Raw genomic sequence first — 22260 nt, 5'->3', positions numbered from 1 at the left:
GGCCTAGCCGGCCTGGGGGTGCTCCAGGTCGTACGCCTCCGTCAGCTCCCGGCAGCGCTTCACGTCGCCGGCCATCGCTTCGAGCAGGTCGTCCAGGGTGTCGAACTTGAGCATCCCGCGGACGTACGCGAGGAAGTCCACCGCGACGTGCAGCCCGTACAGGTCGAGGCCCTCGCGGTCGATCGCGTACGCCTCCACCGTCCGCTCCGTGCCGTCGAACTGCGGGTTCGTGCCGACCGAGATGGCCGCCGGCATCCGCTCCCCGTCGGCCGTCAGCCAGCCGGCGTAGACGCCGTCGGCCGGGATGGCGGTGTGCGGCAGCGTCTCGACGTTGGCCGTCGGGAAGCCGAGCTCGCGGCCGCGCTGCGCGCCGCGGACGACGATGCCCTCGACCCGGTGCGGACGGCCGAGGATCTCGCCGGCCCCGGCCATGTCGCCCTCGGCGACCAGCCGGCGGGTGAGGGTGGAGGAGAAGGGGTCGCCGCCGCCCGCCGTACCGCTGACGTACAGGTCGATGACCTCGACCTCGTAGTCGTAGGTGGCGCCGAGCTCGGAGAGGAAGGCGACGTTGCCGGCGGCCCGGTGTCCGAAGCGGAAGTTGGGGCCCTCGATGACGGCCTTCGCGTGCAGCTTGTCGACGAGCACCTTGACGATGAAGTCGGCCGGGGACAGCTGGGAGAACTCGGCGGTGAACGGCAGCACGAGCACCGCGTCCACGCCCAGGCCGGACACCAGCTCGGCACGCCGGTGGTGCGGGGCGAGCAGCGGCGGGTGACTGCCGGGCCGCACGACCTCGGAGGGGTGGGGGTCGAAGGTGACCACCACGGAGGGGACGCCGAGTTCCCGGGCGCGCTCGACGGCCCGCCCGATGATCAGCTGGTGCCCGCGGTGCACACCGTCGTAGGAGCCGATGGTGACGACGCTGCGCCCCCAGTCCTGGGGGATGTCCTCCAAGCCACGCCAGCGCTGCACTGTGACCGCTCCTCGTCCGCCTGTTCGCCGATTACGCAGGTCTAAGACTGCCATGCCCACGGCCGTCGGTTCGCATCGGCATGGAAGTGCCGTGCGTCCGCAGGGCCCGGAGGGTCTCCGGACCGAGCAGCGGAGCCCACTCGGCGGGGTCGCCGACCGTCCAGCGGGCGAGCAGCGTGGCGAACGCGGGCCACGCGCCGACGTGTCCCGCGAGGGCCGGGTCGAGCAGCCGCGCGCCGTCGGGGGTCCGGGCCCACAGGCCGCCGACGCGGTGGGTGAGGGCCCGGGTGCGCGGCTCGCTGCGCCGCTCCGCGCCCTCCGCGGCGGCCTCCAGGAGGGCGTCCAGGACGGTGAACTCCCCCGTCTCGGCCTCGTACCGCTCGTGCTCCAGGAGGACGTCGAGGAGTTCGGCCCGCAGATGGCGGGAGGCTCCGGTGCCGGGCGCGGCGAGCACCGGGGCCAGGGCGCGGCGGACCCGGGCGGGGCGGCCCCGGATCAGGCCGGAGACCAGGGGGAAGAGGACGGCTCGGGCGGCCGGGCCGTACTCGAAGCGCCGGTCGACGAAGGCGGCCACGTGTCCGGCGCCCTCCGGGTGGCGGGCGACGTATCCGCGGACGAGGGAGGCGACCCTGCGGGCGAGCGCGGGCGTGTCGACGTCGGCGAGCGCCCGCAGGGCGGCGGCGGGGGCCTCGCCGATGCCGTCCAGCCGGGCTCCGAAGGCGGCGAGGACCGGTCCGGGGTCGGCCGCGAGGGCCTCGGCGAGGGCGCTCGCGGGCACCCGGGGCTCGGCGAGGGCGCGCGGCAGGTGGCGGTCGCGGCTCTCCGGGTCCCGGATGAGCAGGCCGAGGGCGGCGCCGTGGAGGGCCTGGTCGCCGGGGCGGGCGAGCAGGGCCAGGGCGGCGAAGCGGAGGAGTTCCCGGTCGGGGGGCCGGGTGGCGTGGCCGGCGGCCAGATGGCCGTACGTGGCGGCCGCGACGCGCCGCTCCGGGCGCCCGTCGTCGTGGGCCCATCGGTCCACGGCACGGCAGACGGCGGAGGGCTCGTCCTCGGCGAGGGCGGCGAGGAGGCCGTCGGCCATCGGGTGGGCGGTGGCGACGAGTGCCTCGCACAGATCGTCGACGGCGAGCCCCCGATGGGTGTGCAGCAGGGCCTGGGCGGCGGTGGCGACGGTCGCGCCGGGGGCGGCGGGGAGGGTGCGGTCGTCGCCGAACCAGCGGCAGAGCAGCGGCTGCACGCCCCGGGGGTCGGCGGCGAGCAGCCCGGCGACGGCGGCGAGGGACCGCTCGCCGCCGGGGTCGTCGGCCGGCGCCGGGTCGGCGGGGACGGTCCGGCGCAGCAGGTCGATCCGCTCGTCCTCCCCGAGCGGCAGCCCCAGCCAGAAGCCGGGCCCGAACGCGGCGAACACCGCGTGTCGTCCGACGCGGGCGCCGGTCCGGCCGGCGCCCGGCCGGTCGTGCGGCGCGGAGCCCGCCTCGTTCGGCGCGCCGACCGCCCCGATCCGGTCGGCGAGCAGTCGCAGCACGGGCAGGTACGGCCGGGGATCCGGCAGCCTCCGCACGCTCTCGCCGAACAGCCGGGCGGCCCACCACGGCCCGTCGCCGGAGGCTCCGCCCTCACCGTCGGCGTACCGCCCGAGGGTCTCGGCGAGTACGGCGAGCCGGGGAGCGAGGGCGGCCGGGCCGCGCTCCCGGTGGAGCAGCAGGAGTGCCTGGAGGACGGGGCCGATGCGGTGACGCGGGACCGGCGGGGGCGCGTCGTCGGGGGTCCGCTGCCGGGGGACGGAGGGCGGCGCGGGAGGGGCGGCGGAGTCGGCGGGTCGGGTCGCGTCCTGCGGACCCGCCCCGGTCTCGGCACCCGTCCCGGTCTCGGCACCGGCGAGCGAGCCGGGCCCCAGCGAGAGCAGCGCCTCCAGGGCGCCGTCCAGGTCCAGGTGGGACGCCTGCACCCAGTCCGCGAGTTCCTCGTGGGCGAAGCGGTACCCGGAGCCCGCAGGGACGAGGAGGCCTTCGGTGAGGACCGCCGAGGCCCAGCCCTCCCGCCAGGGGAAGAGCTCCTCGAAGGAGGCCCGGTCGAGGACGCCGTGCCCGGGCCCCAGACAGCGACGGGCCGCCTCGTGGACCTGACCGGTGACACGGGCGGCGAGGCGGCGTACGGCGGTCCCCGGCGGCAGGGGCCGGGAGCCCGCGGCGATCCGGACGGCGATCCGCAGGCACATCAGGTCGAGGTACGCGGTGAAGATCTCCTCGCGCCCCGGCCGGCCGGGGACGTCCGGCGGCAACGCCGCCCGCACCTCGGCGAGCAGCCGCAGGGCCAGCGGATGGCGGGCGTCGGCCTCGGCGAGGTCCGCCTCCCTCAGCCCGTACCCCTCGCGTACGGCCTGGGCCTCGGCCGCGGAGTAGGAACCGAGGACGAGGGCGGCGGGCGGTCCGCCGGGCGCCCCGTCCCGGGGGCCCGGCGTCGGCCGGTGCAGCGCGCCGGGGCGGTAGAGGGCGCCCGCGCGTTCCCAGTGCTCGGGGCGGCAGGCGGTGACGAGGTGGGCGTGGTGGGCGCGGAGCCACTCCTCGGTGGCGGTCGTCCAGTCGGCGAGCCGGTGGGCGAGGTGCGGCGGCATCTCCTCGGGACCGTCGAGGACGACGAGGAGCGGGCGGCCCGCCTCATGGGCGAGGGCCGCGGCCCGTTCGGGCGTGGCGGTGGTGGTGTCGCCGAGCGCCCCGGAGGCGGCGACGATCCGGCTGGCCTGCTGGAGGGCGCGGCCGACGGCCTCGGCGAGCGAGCGGTCCCCGGCGCGCAGGTCGGCGCCGCGCAGCCGGACGGTGGGGGCGGGCGCGACGCCCCGGGCACGGCGGGCGCAGAGGGCGGCGAGGGCTGTGGTGCGACCGGTGCCGGGGGCGCCGACGAGGCCGAGGACCGGCGCCTCGCCCGCCGTGAAGCGCGCGAACTCCCGGACGCACTCGGGGCGTTCGACGGGCTCGGGCCAGGGGCCGGGGTCCCGTACGGGGCCGGTGGAGGTGGCGGTGAGTTCCAGGATGCCGGCGAGGTTGAGGTCGGGACCGTAGGCGGGGACGGTGGCCGCGTTGCGCCGGAGGAGGGCGGTGAGGGGGCCGTCGGGGCGCAGGCGCACCGCGTATCCGGCGGCGGGGCGGTCGCCGTGCAGGGCGGTGCCGAGGACGGCGAGGACGGTGCCGGTGGTGGTGTCGAGGACGGGGCCGCCGGCGGCCTGCCCGCCGAGCCGGAGGGCTTCGGCGCCCTCGGTGCCGATGGCCAGTTCGAGGGCGTCGGCGACCGCGTGGAACCGGTCGGCGGCGGTGTACGTGACGCCCACGGGGCCGAGTACACGAGCCTCGCGCCAGCCGTGGGCGGCGATCCGTACGTAGGTGCCGGGTTCGATCTCGGTGCGGGTCGCGAGCGGCAGCGGCCGGACGTCGAGGCCTTCGGTCCGTACGAGCGCGAGGCCGCGCTCCGGCAGCGGGGTGACGGCTTCGGCCTCGGCGAGCCAGGTCCGGTCGCCGGGGGCGTGCAGGACGACACGGCTGAGCCCGTCGACGGCTTCGTGACTGGTGACGACCGTTCCGTGGTGGTCGGCGAGAAAACCGGTGCCGCGAGGCCGGCCCGCCAGATCGCAGATCCGCACCAGCGTCGCCAGGTCCCCGCGTCCCATGGGGTCGACGGTAGGTCGCCGGTGATCACACGGCGGACCACGACAGGGGAACGCGCCCCCTGGCACTCCCCCCTTCACTCCGAGCGCCTCCCTGATCGGGTGATTCTTCGGCGTTCCCCGGGACAGGCTCTCGCGGGGGGAGACGAGTGGGGCGGGCACGCGCGCGTGCCCGCCCCACCACGAAACGGAGGATGATCTCCGGAGCGCTCGGATCAGCCGAAGACGGCGAGGCTCCTGGCCTTGCCCCGCTGGTCCTCCACGAGCGCCAGCAGGGTCCCCTCGGGCCCGAAGACCGCGACCGGACCCGCCGGGTACTCCGGCATCTCCAGGCGGACGCCGTTGAGCAGCAGCTTGGCCCGCTTCTCGTCGACGTCCCACCGGGGGAACGCCGCCGAGGCGGCGTCGGCCACCGGCATGACCGTGAGGTCCTCCTGGAGCTGGTCGAGCGTCTTCGCCGCGTCCAGCTTGTACGGCCCGACCCGGGTGCGGCGCAGCGCGGTCAGGTGCCCGCCCACGCCGAGGCCCGCGCCCAGGTCCCGGGCGAGCGCCCGGATGTACGTACCGGAGGAGCAGACCACGGAGACGACCAGGTCGACGACGGGGGTGCCGTCCTCGGCGGTCGCCTCACGGACGTCGTACACCTGGAAGGAGGAGACGGTGACCGGGCGTGCCGGGATCTCGAACTCCTCGCCGCCGCGCACGCGCGCGTACGACCGCTTGCCGTCGATCTTGATCGCGGAGACCTTGGACGGCACCTGCATGATGGCGCCGGTCAGCTCGGCGACGCCCGCGTCGATGCCCTCGCGGGTCACCTCGGAGGCGTCGACGGAGGCCGTGATCTCGCCCTCGGCGTCGTCGGTGACCGTCGTCTGGCCCAGGCGGATGGTGCCCAGGTACTCCTTCTCGGTCAGCGCGAGGTGACCGAGGAGCTTGGTCGCCCGCTCCACACCGAGGACGAGGACGCCGGTGGCCATCGGGTCGAGCGTGCCGGCGTGGCCGACCCGGCGGGTCTTGGCGATCCCGCGCATCTTGGCCACGACGTCGTGCGAGGTGAAGCCCGACGGCTTGTCGACGATGACAAGGCCGTCGGGCGTCTTTGCTGCGTTGCTCATTCGGCGGCTTCGTCCTCGCCCGGCTTCTTGTAGGGGTCGGCGTCGCCGGCGAAGGCGGCGCCCGAGGACGCCTCCCGCACCTGCTCGTCCGAGGCCCGCGCCCGGTCGAGGAGGTCCTCGATGGTCTTGGCGTTCTCCGGGAGGGCGTCGGCCACGAAGGCCAGGGTCGGGGTGAACTTGGTCCCCGCCGCGCGGCCCACGGCCGAACGGAGGATGCCCTTGGCGCTCTCCAGGCCCGCGGCGGCGCTCGCGCGCTCCTCCTCGTCGCCGTAGACCGTGTAGAAGACCGTGGCCTCCCGCAGGTCGCCGGTGACGCGGGTGTCCGTGATGGTCACGTGCGTGCCCAGGCGGGGGTCCTTGATGCCGCGCTGCAGCTTCTCGGCGACCACCTCCCGGATGAGGTCTGCCAGCTTCTTCGCCCGCGCGTTGTCGGCCACTGGTCCTTCTCCTTCTTTGCCTTGCTCAACATCAGTCTTCATCAGTGTGGAGCCTGCGGCGCACCGACAGCAGCTCCACCTCGGGACGGGCGGCGACGAGCCGCTCGCACCGGTCCAGTACGTCGCTGAGGTGTCCCGTGTCCCCCGACACCATCGCGACGCCGATCTCGGCCCGTCGATGGAGGTTCTGGGCGCTGACCTCCGCCACGCTCACCGCGAATTTCCGCTGGAGCTCGGCGACGATCGGCTTGACGACGGAGCGTTTCTCCTTCAACGAACGAACGTCGCCGAGGAGCAGATCGAAGGACAGTGTCCCCACGTACATGTATGTCCGGATGTCCCGCCGGTTCGGGTTCGGTGTGCCCGCCGACCACTCGGCGGGGACATCCGAAACCGTACACGCAACGGCCGGGGCCGATCGACGGAATAGTTTCCGCCGACCGGCCCCGGCTCACTGCTGCGATCGGACGCGATCAGGCGCGCGGCTTCTCGCGCATCTCGTACGTCGCGATGACGTCGTCGATCTTGATGTCGTTGAAGTTTCCGAGGTTGATACCGCCCTCGAAGCCTTCGCGGATCTCGGTGACGTCGTCCTTGAAGCGGCGCAGACCGTGGATCGTGAGGTCCTCGGCGATGACCTTGCCGTCGCGGACGAGGCGCGCCTTGGTGTTGCGCTTGACCTCGCCGGAGCGGATGAGGACACCGGCGATGTTGCCCAGCTTGGACGAGCGGAAGACCTCGCGGATCTCCGCCGTACCGAGCTCGACCTCTTCGTACTCCGGCTTGAGGAGGCCCTTGAGCGCCGCCTCGATCTCCTCGATCGCCTGGTAGATGACCGAGTAGTACCGGACGTCGACGCCCTCGCGCTCCGCCATCTGCGCGGCACGGCCGGCCGCACGGACGTTGTAGCCGATGACGATGGCGTCGGAGCCCATGGCCAGGTCGATGTCCGACTCGGTGACCGCACCCACACCGCGGTGCAGGACACGGATGTCGACCTCTTCGCCGACGTCGAGCTGGAGCAGCGAAGCCTCCAGGGCCTCGACCGCACCGGACGCGTCGCCCTTGATGATGAGGTTGAGTTCCTGGACGAGACCGGCCTTGAGCACCTTGTCGAGGTCCTCGAGGGACACCCGGCGGACGCGCTTGGCGAAGGCGGCGTTGCGCTCACGCGCAGCGCGCTTCTCGGCGATCTGACGGGCCGTACGGTCCTCGTCGACAACCAGGAGGTTGTCGCCGGCACCCGGGACGTTGGTGAGACCCAGGACCAGGACGGGAGTCGACGGGGTCGCCTCCTCGACGTTGTTGCCCTTGTCGTCGAGCATCGCCCGGACGCGGCCGTACGCGTCGCCGACCACCACGGTGTCGCCGATGCGCAGCGTTCCGCGCTGGACCAGGACGGTCGAGACGGCACCGCGACCGCGGTCGAGGTGGGACTCGATCGCAATACCCTGCGCGTCCTGGTTCGGGTTGGCCCGAAGGTCGAGCGAGGCGTCGGCGGTGAGGACGACGGCCTCCAGCAGGGAGTCGATGTGCAGACCCTGCTTGGCGGAGATGTCGACGAACATCGTGTCGCCGCCGTACTCCTCGGCCACCAGACCGAACTCGGTCAGCTGACCGCGGACCTTGGTCGGGTCAGCACCCTCGACGTCGATCTTGTTGACCGCGACGACGATCGGGACGCCGGCGGCCTTGGCGTGGTTGAGCGCCTCGATCGTCTGCGGCATGACGCCGTCGTTGGCCGCGACCACGAGGATCGCGATGTCGGTCGACTTCGCACCACGGGCACGCATGGCGGTGAACGCCTCGTGACCCGGGGTGTCGATGAAGGTGATGCGACGCTCTTCGCCGTTGACCTCGGTACCCACCTGGTAGGCACCGATGTGCTGGGTGATGCCACCGGCCTCGCCCGCGACGACGTTCGTCTTGCGGATCGCGTCGAGAAGTCGGGTCTTACCGTGGTCGACGTGACCCATGACGGTGACGACCGGCGGACGGGAGACCAGAGCCTCTTCGCCGCCCTCGTCCTCGCCGAACTCGATGTCGAAGGACTCGAGGAGCTCGCGGTCCTCCTCCTCCGGCGAGACGATCTGAACGGTGTAGTTCATCTCCTCGCCGAGCATCGTCAGCGTGTCGTCGGAGACGGACTGCGTGGCCGTGACCATCTCACCGAGGTTCATCATCACCGCGACGAGCGACGCCGGGTTGGCGCCGATCTTCTCGGCGAAGTCGGTGAGGGAGGCACCGCGCGACAGGCGAATGGTCTCGCCGTGGCCGCGAGGCAGCATCACGCCGCCCACGGACGGGGCCTGCATGGCCTCGTACTCCTGGCGCCTCTGACGCTTCGACTTGCGACCGCGACGCGCGGGACCGCCGGGACGACCGAAGGCGCCCTGCGTGCCACCACGGCCACCCGGACCGCCGGGACGGCCACCGAAGCCACCGGGACGACCGCCGAAGCCGCCGCCACCGCCGCCGGGACCACCCGGACGACCGCCGCCGCCACCGGGACCACCGGGACGACCGGCGAAGCCGCCGCCGCCACCGCCGGGACCGGCCGGACGACCGGCGAAGCCGGGACGACCGCCGCCGCCACCGCCGGGACCACCCGGACGGCCGCCGGGGCCACCGGGACCACGGCCACCGCCGCCGGGACCGGGACGCGGGCCGGCAGCGGGACGCTGCGGCATCATGCCCGGGTTGGGACGGTTACCGCCGGGCGCGCCGCCCGGACGGGGAGCCTGCGGACGAGGCATGCCACCGGGGGTGGGACGAGCGCCGCCGCCCTGACCCTGCGGACGCGGGGCGCCGCCGGGGCCACCCTGCGGACGCGGGGCGCCGGGAGCGCCGCCGGGGCCACCGGGACGGGGAGCACCGCCACCGGGACGGGGCGTCTGCGGACGCGCCATGCCGGTGGAGCCACCCGAGGTGAAGGGGTTGTTGCCCGGACGCGGACCGGCCGGACGGGCACCGCCCGGACGGGGAGCACCCTGGCCCTGCGGACGCGGGGCACCCTGGCCCTGCGGACGCGGTGCGCCCTGACCCGGACGGGCCGGACGCTCGGAGCGCTCGCCGGCGGGACGGGGTCCCTGGGCGGCGCCACCGGGACGCTGAGCGGCGGCGGGAGCCGCCGGCGGCGCGGTGAACTCGGGCGCGGCCGGAGCCGGCGTGACCGGCTTGGGCGCGGGCTTCGGGCCCGGGCGGGGGCCCGAGGCGGCCGGAGCCGTAGAGGGGGTGCTGCTCGCGGGCGCGGCCGCCGGAGTGACCGGGGCCGGCGCCGCAGGCGCGGCGGGGGCCGGCTTGGGGGCCGGGGCGCCGGGCTTGGGGGCAGCGGGACGTGCCGCGGCGGCCGGGGACGGCGCCGCGGGCGAGGGGGCGGCCTTGCGAGGCGCGCCGGGCTTGGCAGCGGTCTTGCCGGCGTTGCCGCCGGGACCCTGCAAAGCGTCAGTCAACTTGCGCACGACCGGCGCCTCGATAGTCGAGGACGCCGAACGGACGAATTCACCGAGTTCTTGGAGCTTGGCCATGACGACCTTGCTCTCTACGCCGAACTCCTTGGCGAGTTCGTATACCCGGACCTTAGCCACTTCGCTCCTTTGAGGTCCGGGTTACCGCCGGACCGTCGCTACTTCATGGGCGTACTCATCGCGTACTCATCGAGTGCTCATCGCAATCTCGACCTACTTCCAACTCGCGAGGTACCTGACCGCACGGTGTTCCGTGCCGTACTTCTTCACTGCGGTGCCGGCCGTTCGACGTGGTGACGTAGTTCCGCTGTTTCGAGCGGGCCCTGGACCTTGAAGGCCCTCGGGAACGCTCGGCGGCGGACCGCCAGGTCGAGACAAGCCACGGCGGGGTGCAGGTACGCACCCCGGCCGGGCAGCGTACCGCGATGATCAGGAACGCACTCGTCCTTGTTCACCACGATCCGCAGCAGATCGCTCTTGGCCGCTCGCACCCGGCATCCCACACAGGTTCGCTCAGGGCACGCGCGGGCATGCGTCCGGCCAGACACGATTAAGTCTACCTCCCCGTACCGACCTCACCTGTTTGGGGCAAGAATCGAACAGTTGTTGGCCAAAAACGGTCTCAGTCCTCGGGACCGCTCGGCTCGGTGTCGGGACGGATGTCGATCCGCCAGCCGGTGAGGCGCGCGGCGAGGCGGGCGTTCTGGCCCTCCTTGCCGATCGCCAGCGACAGCTGGTAGTCCGGCACCGTCACGCGCGCGGACCGGGCCGCCATGTCGACGACCTCGACCCGGGACACCCGCGCCGGGGAGAGCGCGTTCGCCACCATCTCGGCCGGGTCGTCCGACCAGTCGACGATGTCGATCTTCTCGCCGAGCAGCTCCGCCATCACGTTGCGGACGCGGCTGCCCATCGGGCCGATGCAGGCACCCTTGGGGTTCAGGCCCGAACGGGTGGAACGGACGGCGATCTTGGTGCGGTGGCCGGCCTCACGGGCGATGGCCGCGATCTCGACCGAGCCGTCGGCGATCTCCGGCACCTCCAGGGCGAAGAGCTTCTTCACCAGATTGGGGTGGGTGCGCGAAAGGGTGACGGACGGACCGCGGACACCCTTCGCCACCCGGACGACGTAGGTCCGCAGGCGCAGACCGTGCGTGTAGTCCTCGCCCGGCACCTGCTCCTGCACCGGAAGAATGGCCTCCAGCTTGTCGTCCAGCCGGACCAGGACGTTCTTCGGGTCCTTGCCCTGCTGCACGACACCGGCGACGACATCGCCCTCGCGGCGCGCGTACTCGCCGAACGTCACGTCGTTCTCGGCGTCCCGCAGACGCTGCTGGATCACCTGGCGGGCGGTGCTCGCCGCGATCCGGCCGAAGTCCGACGGGGTGTCGTCGAAGTCCTTGGGCTCCTGACCCTCCTCCAGGTCGGAGGGGTCTTCCTTCGCCCACACCGTCACGTGACCGGTGAGCCGGTCCAGCTCCACACGCGCGTGGCGGCGGGCGTCGGGGGTGCGGTGGTAGGCGATGAGGAGGGCCGACTCGATCGCCTCGACCAGCAGGTCGAAGGAGATCTCCTTCTCATGCGCCAAGCCCTTGAGCAGCTTCACGTCGATGTCCACGGCTACGCCTCCTCTTCCTTCTTGTCCTTGCGGTTGAACTCGATCTCGACACGCGCCTTGACGACGTCGGCGAACGCGACCCGGCGGGCGGTGGGCTTGCGCCCCTTCACGCCCGGCACTTCGAGGTCGAGGCCGTCCTCGTCCACGGCCAGGATCCGCGCGACGAGTTCCTCGGCGGCGCCTTCGGTGGTCAGCTGGAGCTTGGCGAGGCGGCCGACGGCCCGCACGTAGTGGCGGTGCTCGGTCAGCGGGCGGTCGGCGCCGGGGGAGCTGACTTCGAGGACGTACTCGCCCTCGCCCATCGCGTCGGTCTCGTCGAGCTTCTCGGAGATCGCGCGGCTCAGCTCGGCACAGGCGTCCAGTTCCACGCCCTCGTCGGAATCGACGACGATCCTCAGCAATCCACGGCGGCCGGCCCGCGACACCTCGATCTCCTCGAGATCCAGGCCCCTCGCCTGGACGAGCGGCTCCACGAGTTCGCGCAGCCTGTCGCTCTGGGTGGTGCTCATCCGGGTGACTCCTCGGCCGCGTGTGCTGTTGTGGGTTCGTCGCGTCTTCTCGCGTGTCAGACCAAAGGGTATCCGGTCCCGGAGGGTGTTGCCGTCCATCGCCCCGGGGCCCGCGGGTACGCTCGCCTGCGGTGATCCCGACGATCTTCGACGACGTACCACGGCCGAGGGAGAGAGAGTGACGACGACGGGCAGGCGCGCGCTCCTGGCGGCGGGGGTCTCGGCCGCCGCCGCGGCGGCGCTCTCGGGCTGCACCGCCTCCGAGGATCCGGGGACCCGGAAGCCCGGCGCGGCCGAGGTGGAGGCCGAACGGGTGGCACGCGCCGAGGCCGCGCTGCGGCTACGCTCCGTGACCGCCTCCAGGGTCCTGCTGGAACGTTACGACGCCGTCCTCGCCGCCCATCCGGCCCTCGCGCCCCGGCTGACCCCGCTGCGACGCTCCGTGACCGCCCACGCCCGGGCGCTCGGCGAGGGCGGTACGACGGTGCGCCCGGCGACGGCCCCGCCGACCGCCTCCCCGACCGCCACCGCCACTGCCACTGCCTCCGCCGGCGCCTCCGCCCGGCCGGCTTCGCCTCCCGTCCCCGTCACCGTCGCGGCCGACCCCCGGACGGCGTTGAAGGAGCTCGCGGCGGCCGCACGCACGGCCTCCGACGCCCACACCGCCGCCCTGGTCACCGCCCCGCCCGAGTACGCCCGGCTGCTGGCCTCCGTGGCCGCCGCCGGCGCCGCCCACGCCTATCTGCTGACCGAAGGAGCCCGGGCATGAGCGCCCTCGACGCGACCCAGGCCGCGCTGGCCGCCGAACACGCGGCCGTGTACGGGTACGGAGTCGTCGGCGGCCGGATCGGTACGGAACGGCGGGCCGAGGCCACCGCCGCGTACGAGGCGCACCGGGCCCGCCGGGACGCCCTGCGCCGGAGCGTGCGCGACCTCGGCGGGACACCGGTGGTGGCGGAGGCCGCGTACGAGCTGCCCTTCCGGGTCGCGGACCCGGCCGGAGCCGTCCGGCTCGCGGCCGTCCTGGAGGACCGGGTGGCCGGGGTCTACTCCGACCTCGTCCGGGCCGCCGAGGGCCCCCGACGCCACGAGGCGGCCGCCGCGCTGCGGGAGGCGGCGGTACGCGCGGTCCGCTGGCGCGGCAGCGACGTAACCTTTCCTGGGCTCGCCGAGCGGGTGTGAGCCCCGCCCCGACCGAAGGAACAACGTACGCATGGGTTTCGAACCGCCGCAGCGACTGATCAGGACGCTCGGTGAGACGTACGGGGACGCCGTGGCGGCCGAGTGGCTCGAGGCACTGCCCGAGCGGGCCGGTCAGGTGCTCGACCGCGCCTCCCTGGAGAGCGAACGGGTGATGGCGCCCGGCGGACGCAGCAGCCTGGTCGTGCTCGTCCGGCGGTCCGACGGCTCCCCCGCCGCGCTCAAGATCGCGCCCTCGTTCGCCCGGCCCGACCTGGAGCGGGACGCGCTCGCGCACTGGAACGGCTGGGGCGCGGTCCAGCTCCTGGCCGAGGCCGCGGAGGACGCGCTCGTCCTCGAACGACTGCACCCCGAGGTCTCCCTGCGCTCGCTCCCGGAGGCGAAGGCGCTCCTGGAGGCGGCCGGGACCGTACGCAAGCTGTGGGTCGAGCCGGCGGCGGAGCACGGCTTCGAGACGGTGGCCGGGCGGACCGCCCGGCAGGCGGCGGCGATGGAGCCCCACCGCGCCGACGCGGCGACCGCCGAGCTGACGACGGCGGCGCTCGCGGCCCGCGAGGAGCTGGTGACCGGCGCCTCGGAGACGCTGCTGCTGCACGGGAACTTCCGGCAGGGCAAGGTGCTCGGCGGTGACCGGGCGCCCTGGCTGGCCGTGGGACCCGAGCCGCTGGTCGGCGAGCGGGCGTACGACCTCGCCCGGCTCGTACGGGACCGCGTCGAGGATCTGGTGGCCGCGTCCTCGGGCGCCTCCGCGGCCCGGCGGCGGGTCAACAGACTGGCCGACTCCCTGGACGTGGACCGGGAGCGGCTGCGCGGCTGGACGCTGTTCCGGGCGGTGGAGTCGGGCACGCGGGCGCTGGCGGCGGGGCGCCGGCAGGATGCCGAGCTGCTCCTGGAGTTCGCGAGCTGGCTGTAGGGGAATACCCTTTTTGTACCGTTCGGCTCAATCCAGGGGGCCGTGATGATCGAAGAGCTGTTGGTGGCGGTGGCAGGCGCGGCCGCGGCGGTCGCCGTGTACGCGGGCGCGGCCGCCCGCGTCGTGAAGCAGTACGAGCGAGGGGTCGTCTTCCGATTCGGACGGCTGCGCGATGACGTGCGCGCGCCCGGCTTCACGATGATCGTTCCGGGCGTGGACCGCCTCCACAAGGTGAACATGCAGATCGTCACGATGCCCGTGCCCGCGCAGGAGGGCATCACGCGGGACAACGTGACCGTACGGGTCGACGCCGTCGTCTACTTCAAGGTGGTCGACGCGGCGGAGGCGCTGATCCGGGTCGAGGACTACAAGTTCGCGGTCTCGCAGATGGCGCAGACGTCCCTGCGGTCCATCATCGGCAAGAGCGATCTCGACGACCTGCTGTCGAACCGGGAGAAGCTCAACCAGGGCCTGGAGCTGATGCTGGACTCCCCCGCGATCGGCTGGGGCGTGCAGATCGACCGGGTCGAGATCAAGGACGTCTCCCTGCCGGAGACGATGAAGCGCTCGATGGCCCGGCAGGCGGAGGCCGACCGGGAACGCCGGGCGCGGGTGATCAACGCGGACGCGGAGCTCCAGGCCTCGAAGAAGCTGGCGGAGGCGGCCGAGGTGATGTCCGAGCAGCCGGCGGCGCTCCAGCTGCGGCTGCTGCAGACGGTGGTGGCGGTGGCGGCCGAGAAGAACTCGACGCTGGTGCTGCCGTTCCCGGTGGAGCTGCTGAGGTTCCTGGAACGGGCGACGCAGTCCGCGTCGGCGCCGGAAACGGCCGCGGCCCCGACGTCGATCCCGGCCTCGGCGGCCACGTCGGCACCGGCACCGGCCGCGCCTGAGCCCGCGCCTTCGGCCGGGCGGGCGACCACCGCGGAGTCCGGGCGGGCGACCACCGCGGAGTCGCCGGTCAGCGCCGCCTACCTGAAGGGCGCGGCGGACGCCGCGGAGGGCGTGGAGCCGGTGGGGGACCTGACGGGCGCGTCGGTCGAACCCGCGCCGACGGACGAGGGAGCCGCCTGAGAACGACGAACGGGGTGCGGGGCCGTCGTCACGGCCCCGCACCCCGTTCCGGGGTCCTGTTACGCCGTCAGACGGGCGAGCGCCTCGTCGACGGTCAGTTCCTCGCGGTCGCCCGTGCGACGGTCCTTCAGCTCCACGACGCCCTCCGCCGAACGGCGGCCGGCGACCAGGATCTTCGGGACGCCCATCAGCTCCGCGTCGGTGAACTTGACGCCGGGCGAGACACCCGCGCGGTCGTCGACCAGGACCCGGAGGCCCGCGGCGGACAGCTTGTCGGAGACCTCGAGGGCGAGCTCCGTCTGGAGCGCCTTGCCGGCGGCGACGACGTGGACGTCGGCCGGGGCGACCTCGGCCGGCCAGCACAGGCCCTTCTCGTCGGCCGTCTGCTCCGCCAGCGCGGCGACGGCGCGCGAGACGCCGATGCCGTACGAGCCCATGGTCACGCGGACCGGCTTGCCGTGCTGCCCGAGGACGTCGAGCTTGAGGGCGTCGGCGTACTTGCGGCCCAGCTGGAAGATGTGGCCGATCTCGATGGCGCGGTCCAGCTTGAGGCCGGTGCCGCACGTGGGGCACGGGTCGCCCTCCTGCACGACGACGACGTCGACGTACTCCTCGACCTCGAAGTCACGGCCCGCGACGACGTTCTTCGCGTGCATGCCGTCCTTGTTGGCGCCCGTGATCCACGCGGTGCCGGGCGCCACGCGCGGGTCGGCGATGTACGTGACCTTCTCCAGGCCCTGCGGGCCGACGTAGCCCCGTACGAGGTCGGCGCGCGCGGCGAAGTCGGTCTCGGTGACCATCTCGACGGTGGCCGGCGCGAAGTGCTCCTCGACCTTGCCCATGTCGACCTCGCGGTCGCCGGGGACGCCCACGGCGACGATCTCGCCGTCGACCTTGACCAGGAGGTTCTTGAGCGTGGCGGAGGCCGGGACGCCGAGGGAGGCGGCCAGGGTCTCGATCGTCGGGGTGTCCGGGGTGGGGATCTCCTCGGCGGCCGCGACGGCCGAACCGTCGACGGGCTCGAGCGCGTACGAGATCGCCTCGGTGTTCGCCGCGAAGTCGCAGTTCGGGCAGTCGGCGAAGGTGTCCTCGCCGGCCTCGGCCGGGGCCAGGAACTCCTCGGACTTCGAGCCGCCCATCGCGCCGGCGGTGGCCGCGACGATGCGGTAGTCGAGGCCGAGGCGCTCGAAGACGCGCTGGTAGGCCTGGCGGTGCAGCGCGTAGGACTGGGCCAGGCCCTCGTCCTCCGTGTCGAAGGAGTACGAGTCCTTCATGAGGAACTCGCGGCCGCGCAGGATGCCGGCGCGGGGGCGGGCCTCGTCACGGAACTTGTTCTGGATCTGGTACAGGATGACCGGCAGGTCCTTGTACGAGGAGCACTGGTCCTTGACCAGGAGCGTGAAGATCTCCTCGTGCGTCGGGCCGAGGAGGTAGTCGCCGCCCTTGCGGTCCTGGAGGCGGAAGAGCTCGGCGCCGTACTCGTCCCAGCGGCCCGTCGCCTCGTACGGCTCACGCGGCAGCAGCGCGGGGAGGGTGACCTCCTGGGCGCCGATGGCGTCCATCTCCTCGCGGACGATGCGCTCGATGTTGGTGAGGACCTTCTTGCCGAGGGGCAGCCAGCTCCAGATGCCGGCGGCGGTGCGGCGCACGTAGCCGGCGCGGACGAGGAGCTTGTGGCTGAGGACCTCGGCGTCGGCCGGGTCGTCGCGCAGCGTCTTCGCCATCAACTGGGACATGCGCTGGACCGGTGCGTTGGCCATGGTTCTCGTACTCCTGCCGGGTAAGGATGATGGCCCCGAGATTAGCCGGGCCTCCCCGGGTCGGTGAAATCAGTTCCGGCGCCCGAGCGGCAGGGGCGCGCCCATGACCGCGTACGGGCGGACCGCGCTCGGGAAGTGCACCTGACGGGCGAGGTCCTGGTAGCCGAGGGAGCGGTAGAGACCGCGGGCCGGGCTGTCGGTGTCGATCGCGGAGAGGATCGAGCGCGGTTCGGCGGCCTCGTCGGTGATGGTGGTGATCAGGGCGCGGCCCAGGCCGTGCCCCTGGTGGGCGGGGTGGACATGGAGCTCGGTGATCACGAAGGAGTCGTCGAGCCAGTCGACGGTGCCGGTGGCGCGCAGATACGACTCGACGACGGTGGACCACCAGTGGCCCCGGTCGTTGGGCATCCCGTACACGAACCCGACGAGCTCGCCCCCGGCGGTGGTGGCCCCGTAGGCGCGGGCGCCGGGGTTCAGCAGGTGGCGCAGCACGATGTGGCGGCGTACGGCGACCTCGTCCGCGTCCAGGCCGAAGGCGACCGCCTGCACGGCGAGTGCCTCGTCCACCCGGGCGGCGAGATTGACCGGCCCGATCATGATCTCTGCGTCGTCCATGCGGCGCACCCTACAAGCGGCCGGGGCCTCAGAACAGCACGCTCATGAAGGCACCGGTCTCCTGGAAGCCGACACGGCGGTACGAGGCCCTCGCGGGGGTGTTGTAGTCGTTCACGTACAGGCTGACGACGGGCGCGATGTCCGCGAGGGCGTACTGGAGGACGGCGGCCATGCCCGACTCGGAGAGGCCCTTGCCGCGGTGCTCGGGGGCGACCCAGACGCCCTGGATCTGGCAGGCCTGGCGGGTGGCGGCGCCGATCTCCGCCTTGAAGACCACCTTGCCGTCCTCGATGCGGGCGAAGGAGCGGCCGGAGCCGACCAGCTCGGCGACCCGGGCCTGGTAGAGCAGTCCGCCGTCGTTGGCGAGCGGGGAGATGCCCACCTCCTCGGTGAACATGGCCACGCACGCGGGCATGATCACGTCCATCTCGTCCTTGCGGACGCGACGGACGAGCGGATCGGGCGTGACGGTCACGGAGGGCTCCTCGGCGACCATCAGCGGCTGCCGGGCGCGGACGTCCCTCGCGGGGCCCCAGCTGGGCTCCAGGAGCCGCCACAGCTCGGTGGTGGGCCCGGCCGGCCCGACGATCGAGGAACAGCGGCGGCCGGTCCTGCGCGCCCGGTCGGCGAAGGCGCGCACGGCCTCGGGCGTCGCGCAGAGCGGCACGAGGTTGGCGCCGGAGTAGCAGAGCGACCTCAGCCGCCCCTCGCTGTACCAGCCCCACATCTCGCCCCCGAGTCGCCAGGGATCGAGTCCGGCGACCTGGACGCGGGCGGTCACGAAGGCGTTCTCGACGGGGGCGCTCTCCAGAACGGCGAGTGCGGCGCCGAGGTCGGCGGGTTCGAGGACCCGGGTGGCGGGTTGTGTCAGCACGAAGGGGCCTCACCGTACGGTTCTACGTGGTCTCCGCACTTTACCCCTCTCGCCTGTGGCGGGGCCCTCCCCGCACGAGAAGCCCCTCCTCCCGGGAGGGAGAAGGGGCTTCGAGGGAGCCGGAAGCGCTCGGTCCGCCACGCGGAGGGCGGGCCGGCCGGGCCGCTCCGAGGAGGACCCGCGCGGGCCGCTCCGAGCGGGCCGGGAGGGCTCAGCCCGCGACGGCGACCGACGGCTCGCCGCTGGCGACGCCGTCCTTCTCCATCTGCTCGGCGATCTTGAGCGCCTCTTCGATGAGCGTCTCGACGATCTTCGACTCGGGGACGGTCTTGATGACCTCGCCCTTCACGAAGATCTGGCCCTTGCCGTTGCCGGAGGCGACGCCGAGGTCGGCCTCGCGGGCCTCGCCGGGACCGTTGACGACGCAGCCCATGACGGCGACGCGCAGCGGGACGGTCATGCCGTCGAGGCCGGCGGTGACCTCCTCCGCAAGCTTGTAGACGTCGACCTGGGCGCGGCCGCAGGACGGGCAGGAGACGATCTCGAGGCGGCGCTGGCGCAGGTTCAGCGACTCCAGGATCTGCATGCCGACCTTGATCTCCTCGGCCGGCGGCGCGGAGAGGGAGACGCGGATGGTGTCGCCGATGCCCTGGGACAGCAGCGCTCCGAAGGCGACGGCCGACTTGATGGTGCCCTGGAAGGCCGGGCCCGCCTCGGTGACGCCGAGGTGCAGCGGGTAGTCGCACTGGGCGGCGAGCTGGCGGTAGGCCTCGACCATGATCACCGGGTCGTTGTGCTTGACCGAGATCTTGATGTCGCGGAAGCCGTGCTCCTCGAAGAGGGACGCCTCCCACAGGGCGGACTCGACGAGCGCCTCGGGGGTGGCCCGGCCGTACTTCTTGAGCAGCCGCGCGTCGAGCGAGCCGGCGTTGACGCCGATCCGGATCGGGGTGCGGGCGTCGGAGGCCGCCTTGGCGATCTCCTTGACCTTGTCGTCGAACTGCTTGATGTTTCCGGGGTTGACGCGGACGGCCGCGCAGCCGGCGTCGATCGCCGCGAAGACGTACTTCGGCTGGAAGTGGATGTCGGCGATCACCGGGATCTGCGACTTCCGCGCGATGACCGCGAGGGCGTCGGCGTCGTCCTGGGTGGGGCAGGCGACGCGCACGATCTGGCAGCCGGAGGCCGTCAGCTCGGCGATCTGCTGCAGCGTGGCGCCGATGTCGGACGTGCGGGTCGTGGTCATCGACTGCACGGAGACGGGTGCGTCACCGCCGACGGCCACGCTGCCGACCTGGATCTGGCGGCTCTTGCGCCGCTCGGCGAGCCGGGTCGGGACGGTCGGGATACCGAGAGAAATCGCGGTCATCTTCTGTGCAACCTCAAGGTTGTGCGTCGGCGGGCTCAGGTCTCCGAGGTTACCGCCCCGGGGGCGGGGGGCCGGACACCGATGGGTCCGGCCCCCCTGCGGGCTACGTGATCTTCACCGGGTTGACGAGGTCGGCGGCGAGGACGAGCAGCGTGAAACAGACGAAGACACCGGCCACCACGTACGCGGCGGGCATCAGCTTCGCCACGTCGAAGGGGCCCGGGTCGGGGCGCTTGAAGATCCGGGCCGTGTGACGGCGTACGGACTCCCACAGGGCTCCGGCGATGTGGCCGCCGTCGAGCGGCAGCAGCGGGAGCATGTTGAACAGGAACAGCGACACGTTGAACCCGACGAGCAGGTTCATGAACATCACGAGGATCGTCGTCGGCGGGGCCTCGACGGTCATCAGTTCACCGGTGATGCGGGCGGCGCCGACGACACCGACGGGCGAGTCGTCCGCGCGCTCGCCGTCGCCGAAGGTGGCGTCCCACAGACCGGGGATCTTGCCCGGGAGGGCGATGACCGAGTGGACGCCGTTCTCCAGGAGGTCGCCCATGCGGTCGGTGGTCTCGCCGAAGGAGAGCGGCGCGACCTCGGTCCTGGACTGGAAGCCGAGGTATCCGGCGGGTTCGTAGTCGACCGGCTGGACGACCTTGCCGTCCTCGTCCTTCTTCGGCACCTCGTTGGAGACGAGGTCGGGGTGCAGGTCGACGCGCTGCCCGGCCCGCTCGACGGTGACCGTCGCCGGACCGATGGTGTCGCGGATCCGGTCGGACAGGGTGTCCCAGTCGCTCACCGGCGTGCCGTTGAAGGCGACGATCTTGTCGCCGTCCTTCAGACCCGCCTTGAAGGCCGGGGAGACGGGGTCGCCCGCCGCGCACTTCTCGCGCTTCTCGCTCTGCTTGATGACGCACTTCTGGACGGCGGCGACGCCCGTCGTCTGGCCCTCGACGCCCAGCGTCATCATCGAGCCGAAGAACAGCGCCACCGCCAGGACCAGGTTCATGAAGGGTCCGGCGAACATCACGATCACGCGCTTCCACGGCTTGCGCGTGTAGAAGAGCCGGGTCTCGTCGCCGGGCTCGAGCTCCTCGTACGAGGCCTCCCGTGCGTCCTCGATCATCGAGCGCCAGGGCGAGGTGGAGCGGGCCTCGATCTTGCCGTCCTCGCCCGGCGGGAACATGCCGATCATGCGGATGTAGCCGCCGGCCGGGATGGCCTTGATGCCGTACTCGGTCTCGCCGCGCTTCCTCGACCAGATCGTGGGGCCGAAACCGACCATGTACTGCGGTACGCGGATGCCGAAGAGCTTGGCCGTGGAGAGGTGGCCCAGCTCGTGCCAGGCGATGGAGACGAGGAGGCCGAGGGCGAACAGCACGAGGCCCGCGATGTACAGGAGCATTTCGGTCATGCGCGGGCCTCCGCTGTTGCCTTCGCTGCGAGCTCTCGGGCCCGGGCGCGCGCCCAGGTCTCCGCTTCGAGGACGTCCGGCACGGTGAGAGAGGTTCCCGCGGCGGGAACGCCGTGCTCCGCGACGACCGCTGTGACCGTATCCATGATGCCGTTGAACGGCAGCCGTCCGGCGAGAAACGCCTCGACGCACTCCTCGTTGGCCGCGTTGAACACGGCGGGGGCCGTGCCGCCCAGTTCGCCGACGTGCCGGGCCAGCCCGACCGACGGGAACGCCTCGGTGTCGAGCGGGAAGAACTCCCAGGTGGAGGCCTTGGTCCAGTCGAAGGCGGGGGCCGCGTCCGGGACCCGCTCGGGCCAGCCGATGCCGATGGCGATCGGGCCGCCCATGTCCGGCGGGGTGGCCTGGGCCAGTGTGGAGCCGTCGGTGAACTCGACCATCGAGTGCACGTACGACTGCGGGTGGACGACGACCTCGATGCGGTCGAAGGGGATGTCGTAGAGGAGGTGCGCCTCGATGACCTCCAGGCCCTTGTTGACCAGGGTGGCGCTGTTCACCGTGATCACCGGGCCCATGGCCCAGGTCGGGTGGGCGAGCGCGTCCTCGCGGGTGACGCCGGCGAGCTGGGCGCGCGTACGGCCGCGGAACGGGCCGCCGGACGCGGTGACGACCAGCTTGCGGACGTCGGCGCGGGTGCCCGCGGCGAGTGCCTGGAAGAGGGCCGCGTGCTCGGAGTCGACAGGGATGATCTGACCGGGCTTCGCGAGGGCCTTCACCAGGGGACCGCCGACGATCAGCGACTCCTTGTTGGCCAGGGCGAGGGTACGGCCGGCTTCGAGGGCCGCCAGGGTCGGCGCGAGGCCGATGGAGCCGGTGATGCCGTTGAGGACGGTGTGGCACGGCGAGGCGGCGAGCTGGGTGGCCGCGTCGGGGCCGGCGAGGAGCTCGGGCAGCGGCTCGGAGCCGTACAGCGCCTTGAGGGCCGTACGGAGCTCCTCCACCACGTCCTCGCGGGCCACGGCGACCGCGGCGACCTTCAGCCGGTGCGCCTGCTCGGCGAGCAGCGCGACCCGGCCGCCCGAGGCGGCCAGGGCGGTGACCCGGAAGCGGTCGGGGTTGCGCAGCACCAGATCGATGGCCTGCGTGCCGATGGACCCGGTCGAGCCGAGGACGACGATGTCCCGGCGTCCTTCGGAGACGTCGAAGGCGATATGGGGGTCGGCGAGAGGAGAGGGGCGGTCGCTCATGCCCCCCATTCTTGCCGCAAACGCCGG

19 protein-coding genes are annotated in these 22260 nt (G+C 72.9%); 4 read left to right on the top strand and 15 right to left on the bottom strand.

Features of this window, described 5'->3' with window-relative positions; all coding sequences use genetic code 11:
• Nucleotides 1-3: 3 nt before the first annotated feature.
• The 9 genes from OG392_RS26610 to rimP all read right to left on the bottom strand — a co-directional run bounded on the left by OG392_RS26610 (nucleotide 4) and on the right by rimP (nucleotide 11773).
• Nucleotides 4-972 (bottom strand): bifunctional riboflavin kinase/FAD synthetase, encoded by a 969-nt coding sequence (locus OG392_RS26610; protein ID WP_329283637.1) that lies wholly within the window; start codon nucleotides 970-972, stop codon nucleotides 4-6.
• A 31-nt stretch (nucleotides 973-1003) separates the two neighbouring features.
• The gene (locus OG392_RS26605) at nucleotides 1004-4630 is read right to left on the bottom strand and encodes a serine protease (RefSeq protein ID WP_329283635.1); all 3627 of its coding nucleotides are present in this window, start codon (nucleotides 4628-4630) and stop codon (nucleotides 1004-1006) included.
• Nucleotides 4631-4842: 212 nt separating this feature from the next.
• Nucleotides 4843-5742: a tRNA pseudouridine(55) synthase TruB gene (truB, locus tag OG392_RS26600; protein WP_329283633.1), complete on the bottom strand. Its 900-nt coding sequence runs from the start codon at nucleotides 5740-5742 to the stop codon at nucleotides 4843-4845.
• On the bottom strand, nucleotides 5739-6179 hold the full coding sequence (gene rbfA / locus OG392_RS26595; protein ID WP_329283631.1) for a 30S ribosome-binding factor RbfA: 441 nt from the start codon (nucleotides 6177-6179) through the stop codon (nucleotides 5739-5741). The genes truB and rbfA overlap by 4 nt, the downstream gene beginning before the upstream one ends.
• Before the next feature lie 31 nt (nucleotides 6180-6210).
• Entirely contained in the window at nucleotides 6211-6504 is a 294-nt protein-coding gene (locus tag OG392_RS26590) for a DUF503 domain-containing protein (protein WP_015036543.1), read from the bottom strand.
• A gap of 148 nt (nucleotides 6505-6652) precedes the next feature.
• Nucleotides 6653-9766 carry a translation initiation factor IF-2 gene (gene infB, locus OG392_RS26585; RefSeq protein WP_329283626.1) on the bottom strand — a complete coding sequence of 1038 codons (3114 nt, stop codon included), beginning with the start codon at nucleotides 9764-9766 and terminating at the stop codon, nucleotides 6653-6655.
• Nucleotides 9767-9912: 146 nt separating this feature from the next.
• Entirely contained in the window at nucleotides 9913-10194 is a 282-nt protein-coding gene (locus tag OG392_RS26580) for a YlxR family protein (RefSeq protein ID WP_329283625.1), read from the bottom strand.
• A 74-nt stretch (nucleotides 10195-10268) separates the two neighbouring features.
• Nucleotides 10269-11264, bottom strand: a complete 996-nt coding sequence (gene nusA, locus OG392_RS26575; protein ID WP_073913073.1) for a transcription termination factor NusA — start codon at nucleotides 11262-11264, stop codon at nucleotides 10269-10271.
• 2 nt (nucleotides 11265-11266) lie between these two features.
• A complete protein-coding gene (gene rimP, locus OG392_RS26570; RefSeq protein ID WP_329283622.1) occupies nucleotides 11267-11773 on the bottom strand; it encodes a ribosome maturation factor RimP in 507 nt (168 codons plus the stop codon).
• A gap of 178 nt (nucleotides 11774-11951) precedes the next feature.
• On the opposite strand from rimP, the gene OG392_RS26565 reads away from it, so the two are divergent.
• The 4 genes from OG392_RS26565 to OG392_RS26550 are packed head-to-tail and all read left to right on the top strand — an operon-like array spanning nucleotide 11952 to nucleotide 14957.
• Nucleotides 11952-12542 carry a hypothetical protein gene (locus OG392_RS26565; RefSeq protein ID WP_329283620.1) on the top strand — a complete coding sequence of 197 codons (591 nt, stop codon included), beginning with the start codon at nucleotides 11952-11954 and terminating at the stop codon, nucleotides 12540-12542.
• Complete coding sequence (locus OG392_RS26560) at nucleotides 12539-12955, top strand: ferritin-like domain-containing protein (protein ID WP_329283618.1); 417 nt, start codon at nucleotides 12539-12541, stop codon at nucleotides 12953-12955. The genes OG392_RS26565 and OG392_RS26560 overlap by 4 nt, the downstream gene beginning before the upstream one ends.
• 31 nt (nucleotides 12956-12986) lie before the next feature.
• A complete protein-coding gene (locus tag OG392_RS26555) occupies nucleotides 12987-13886 on the top strand; it encodes an aminoglycoside phosphotransferase family protein (protein WP_329283616.1) in 900 nt (299 codons plus the stop codon).
• Nucleotides 13887-13931: 45 nt separating this feature from the next.
• The gene (locus OG392_RS26550; protein ID WP_329283613.1) at nucleotides 13932-14957 is read left to right on the top strand and encodes a slipin family protein; all 1026 of its coding nucleotides are present in this window, start codon (nucleotides 13932-13934) and stop codon (nucleotides 14955-14957) included.
• Nucleotides 14958-15016: 59 nt separating this feature from the next.
• Here the strand turns inward: OG392_RS26550 and OG392_RS26545 are convergent, their stop codons facing one another.
• The 6 genes from OG392_RS26545 to dxr form a co-directional block, all read right to left on the bottom strand.
• The gene (locus OG392_RS26545; RefSeq protein WP_329283611.1) at nucleotides 15017-16717 is read right to left on the bottom strand and encodes a proline--tRNA ligase; all 1701 of its coding nucleotides are present in this window, start codon (nucleotides 16715-16717) and stop codon (nucleotides 15017-15019) included.
• A gap of 69 nt (nucleotides 16718-16786) precedes the next feature.
• Complete coding sequence (locus OG392_RS26540) at nucleotides 16787-17332, bottom strand: GNAT family N-acetyltransferase (RefSeq protein WP_329283609.1); 546 nt, start codon at nucleotides 17330-17332, stop codon at nucleotides 16787-16789.
• Between the two features lie 28 nt (nucleotides 17333-17360).
• Entirely contained in the window at nucleotides 17361-18206 is an 846-nt protein-coding gene (locus OG392_RS26535; protein ID WP_329283607.1) for a GNAT family N-acetyltransferase, read from the bottom strand.
• Between the two features lie 211 nt (nucleotides 18207-18417).
• Nucleotides 18418-19575 (bottom strand): flavodoxin-dependent (E)-4-hydroxy-3-methylbut-2-enyl-diphosphate synthase, encoded by a 1158-nt coding sequence (gene ispG, locus OG392_RS26530; RefSeq protein WP_030322406.1) that lies wholly within the window; start codon nucleotides 19573-19575, stop codon nucleotides 18418-18420.
• Nucleotides 19576-19678: 103 nt separating this feature from the next.
• Complete coding sequence (locus OG392_RS26525; protein ID WP_329283604.1) at nucleotides 19679-20986, bottom strand: M50 family metallopeptidase; 1308 nt, start codon at nucleotides 20984-20986, stop codon at nucleotides 19679-19681.
• Complete coding sequence (dxr, locus tag OG392_RS26520) at nucleotides 20983-22233, bottom strand: 1-deoxy-D-xylulose-5-phosphate reductoisomerase (RefSeq protein WP_329283602.1); 1251 nt, start codon at nucleotides 22231-22233, stop codon at nucleotides 20983-20985. The genes OG392_RS26525 and dxr overlap by 4 nt, the downstream gene beginning before the upstream one ends.
• Between the last annotated feature and the right edge of the window lie 27 nt (nucleotides 22234-22260).

Origin of the sequence: Streptomyces sp. NBC_00691 (genome assembly GCF_036226665.1) — a bacterium.
Taxonomy (GTDB): domain Bacteria; phylum Actinomycetota; class Actinomycetes; order Streptomycetales; family Streptomycetaceae; genus Streptomyces.
Note: the sequence above shows the minus strand (reverse complement) of the source record. Positions and strands in the feature narration are given on the sequence as shown.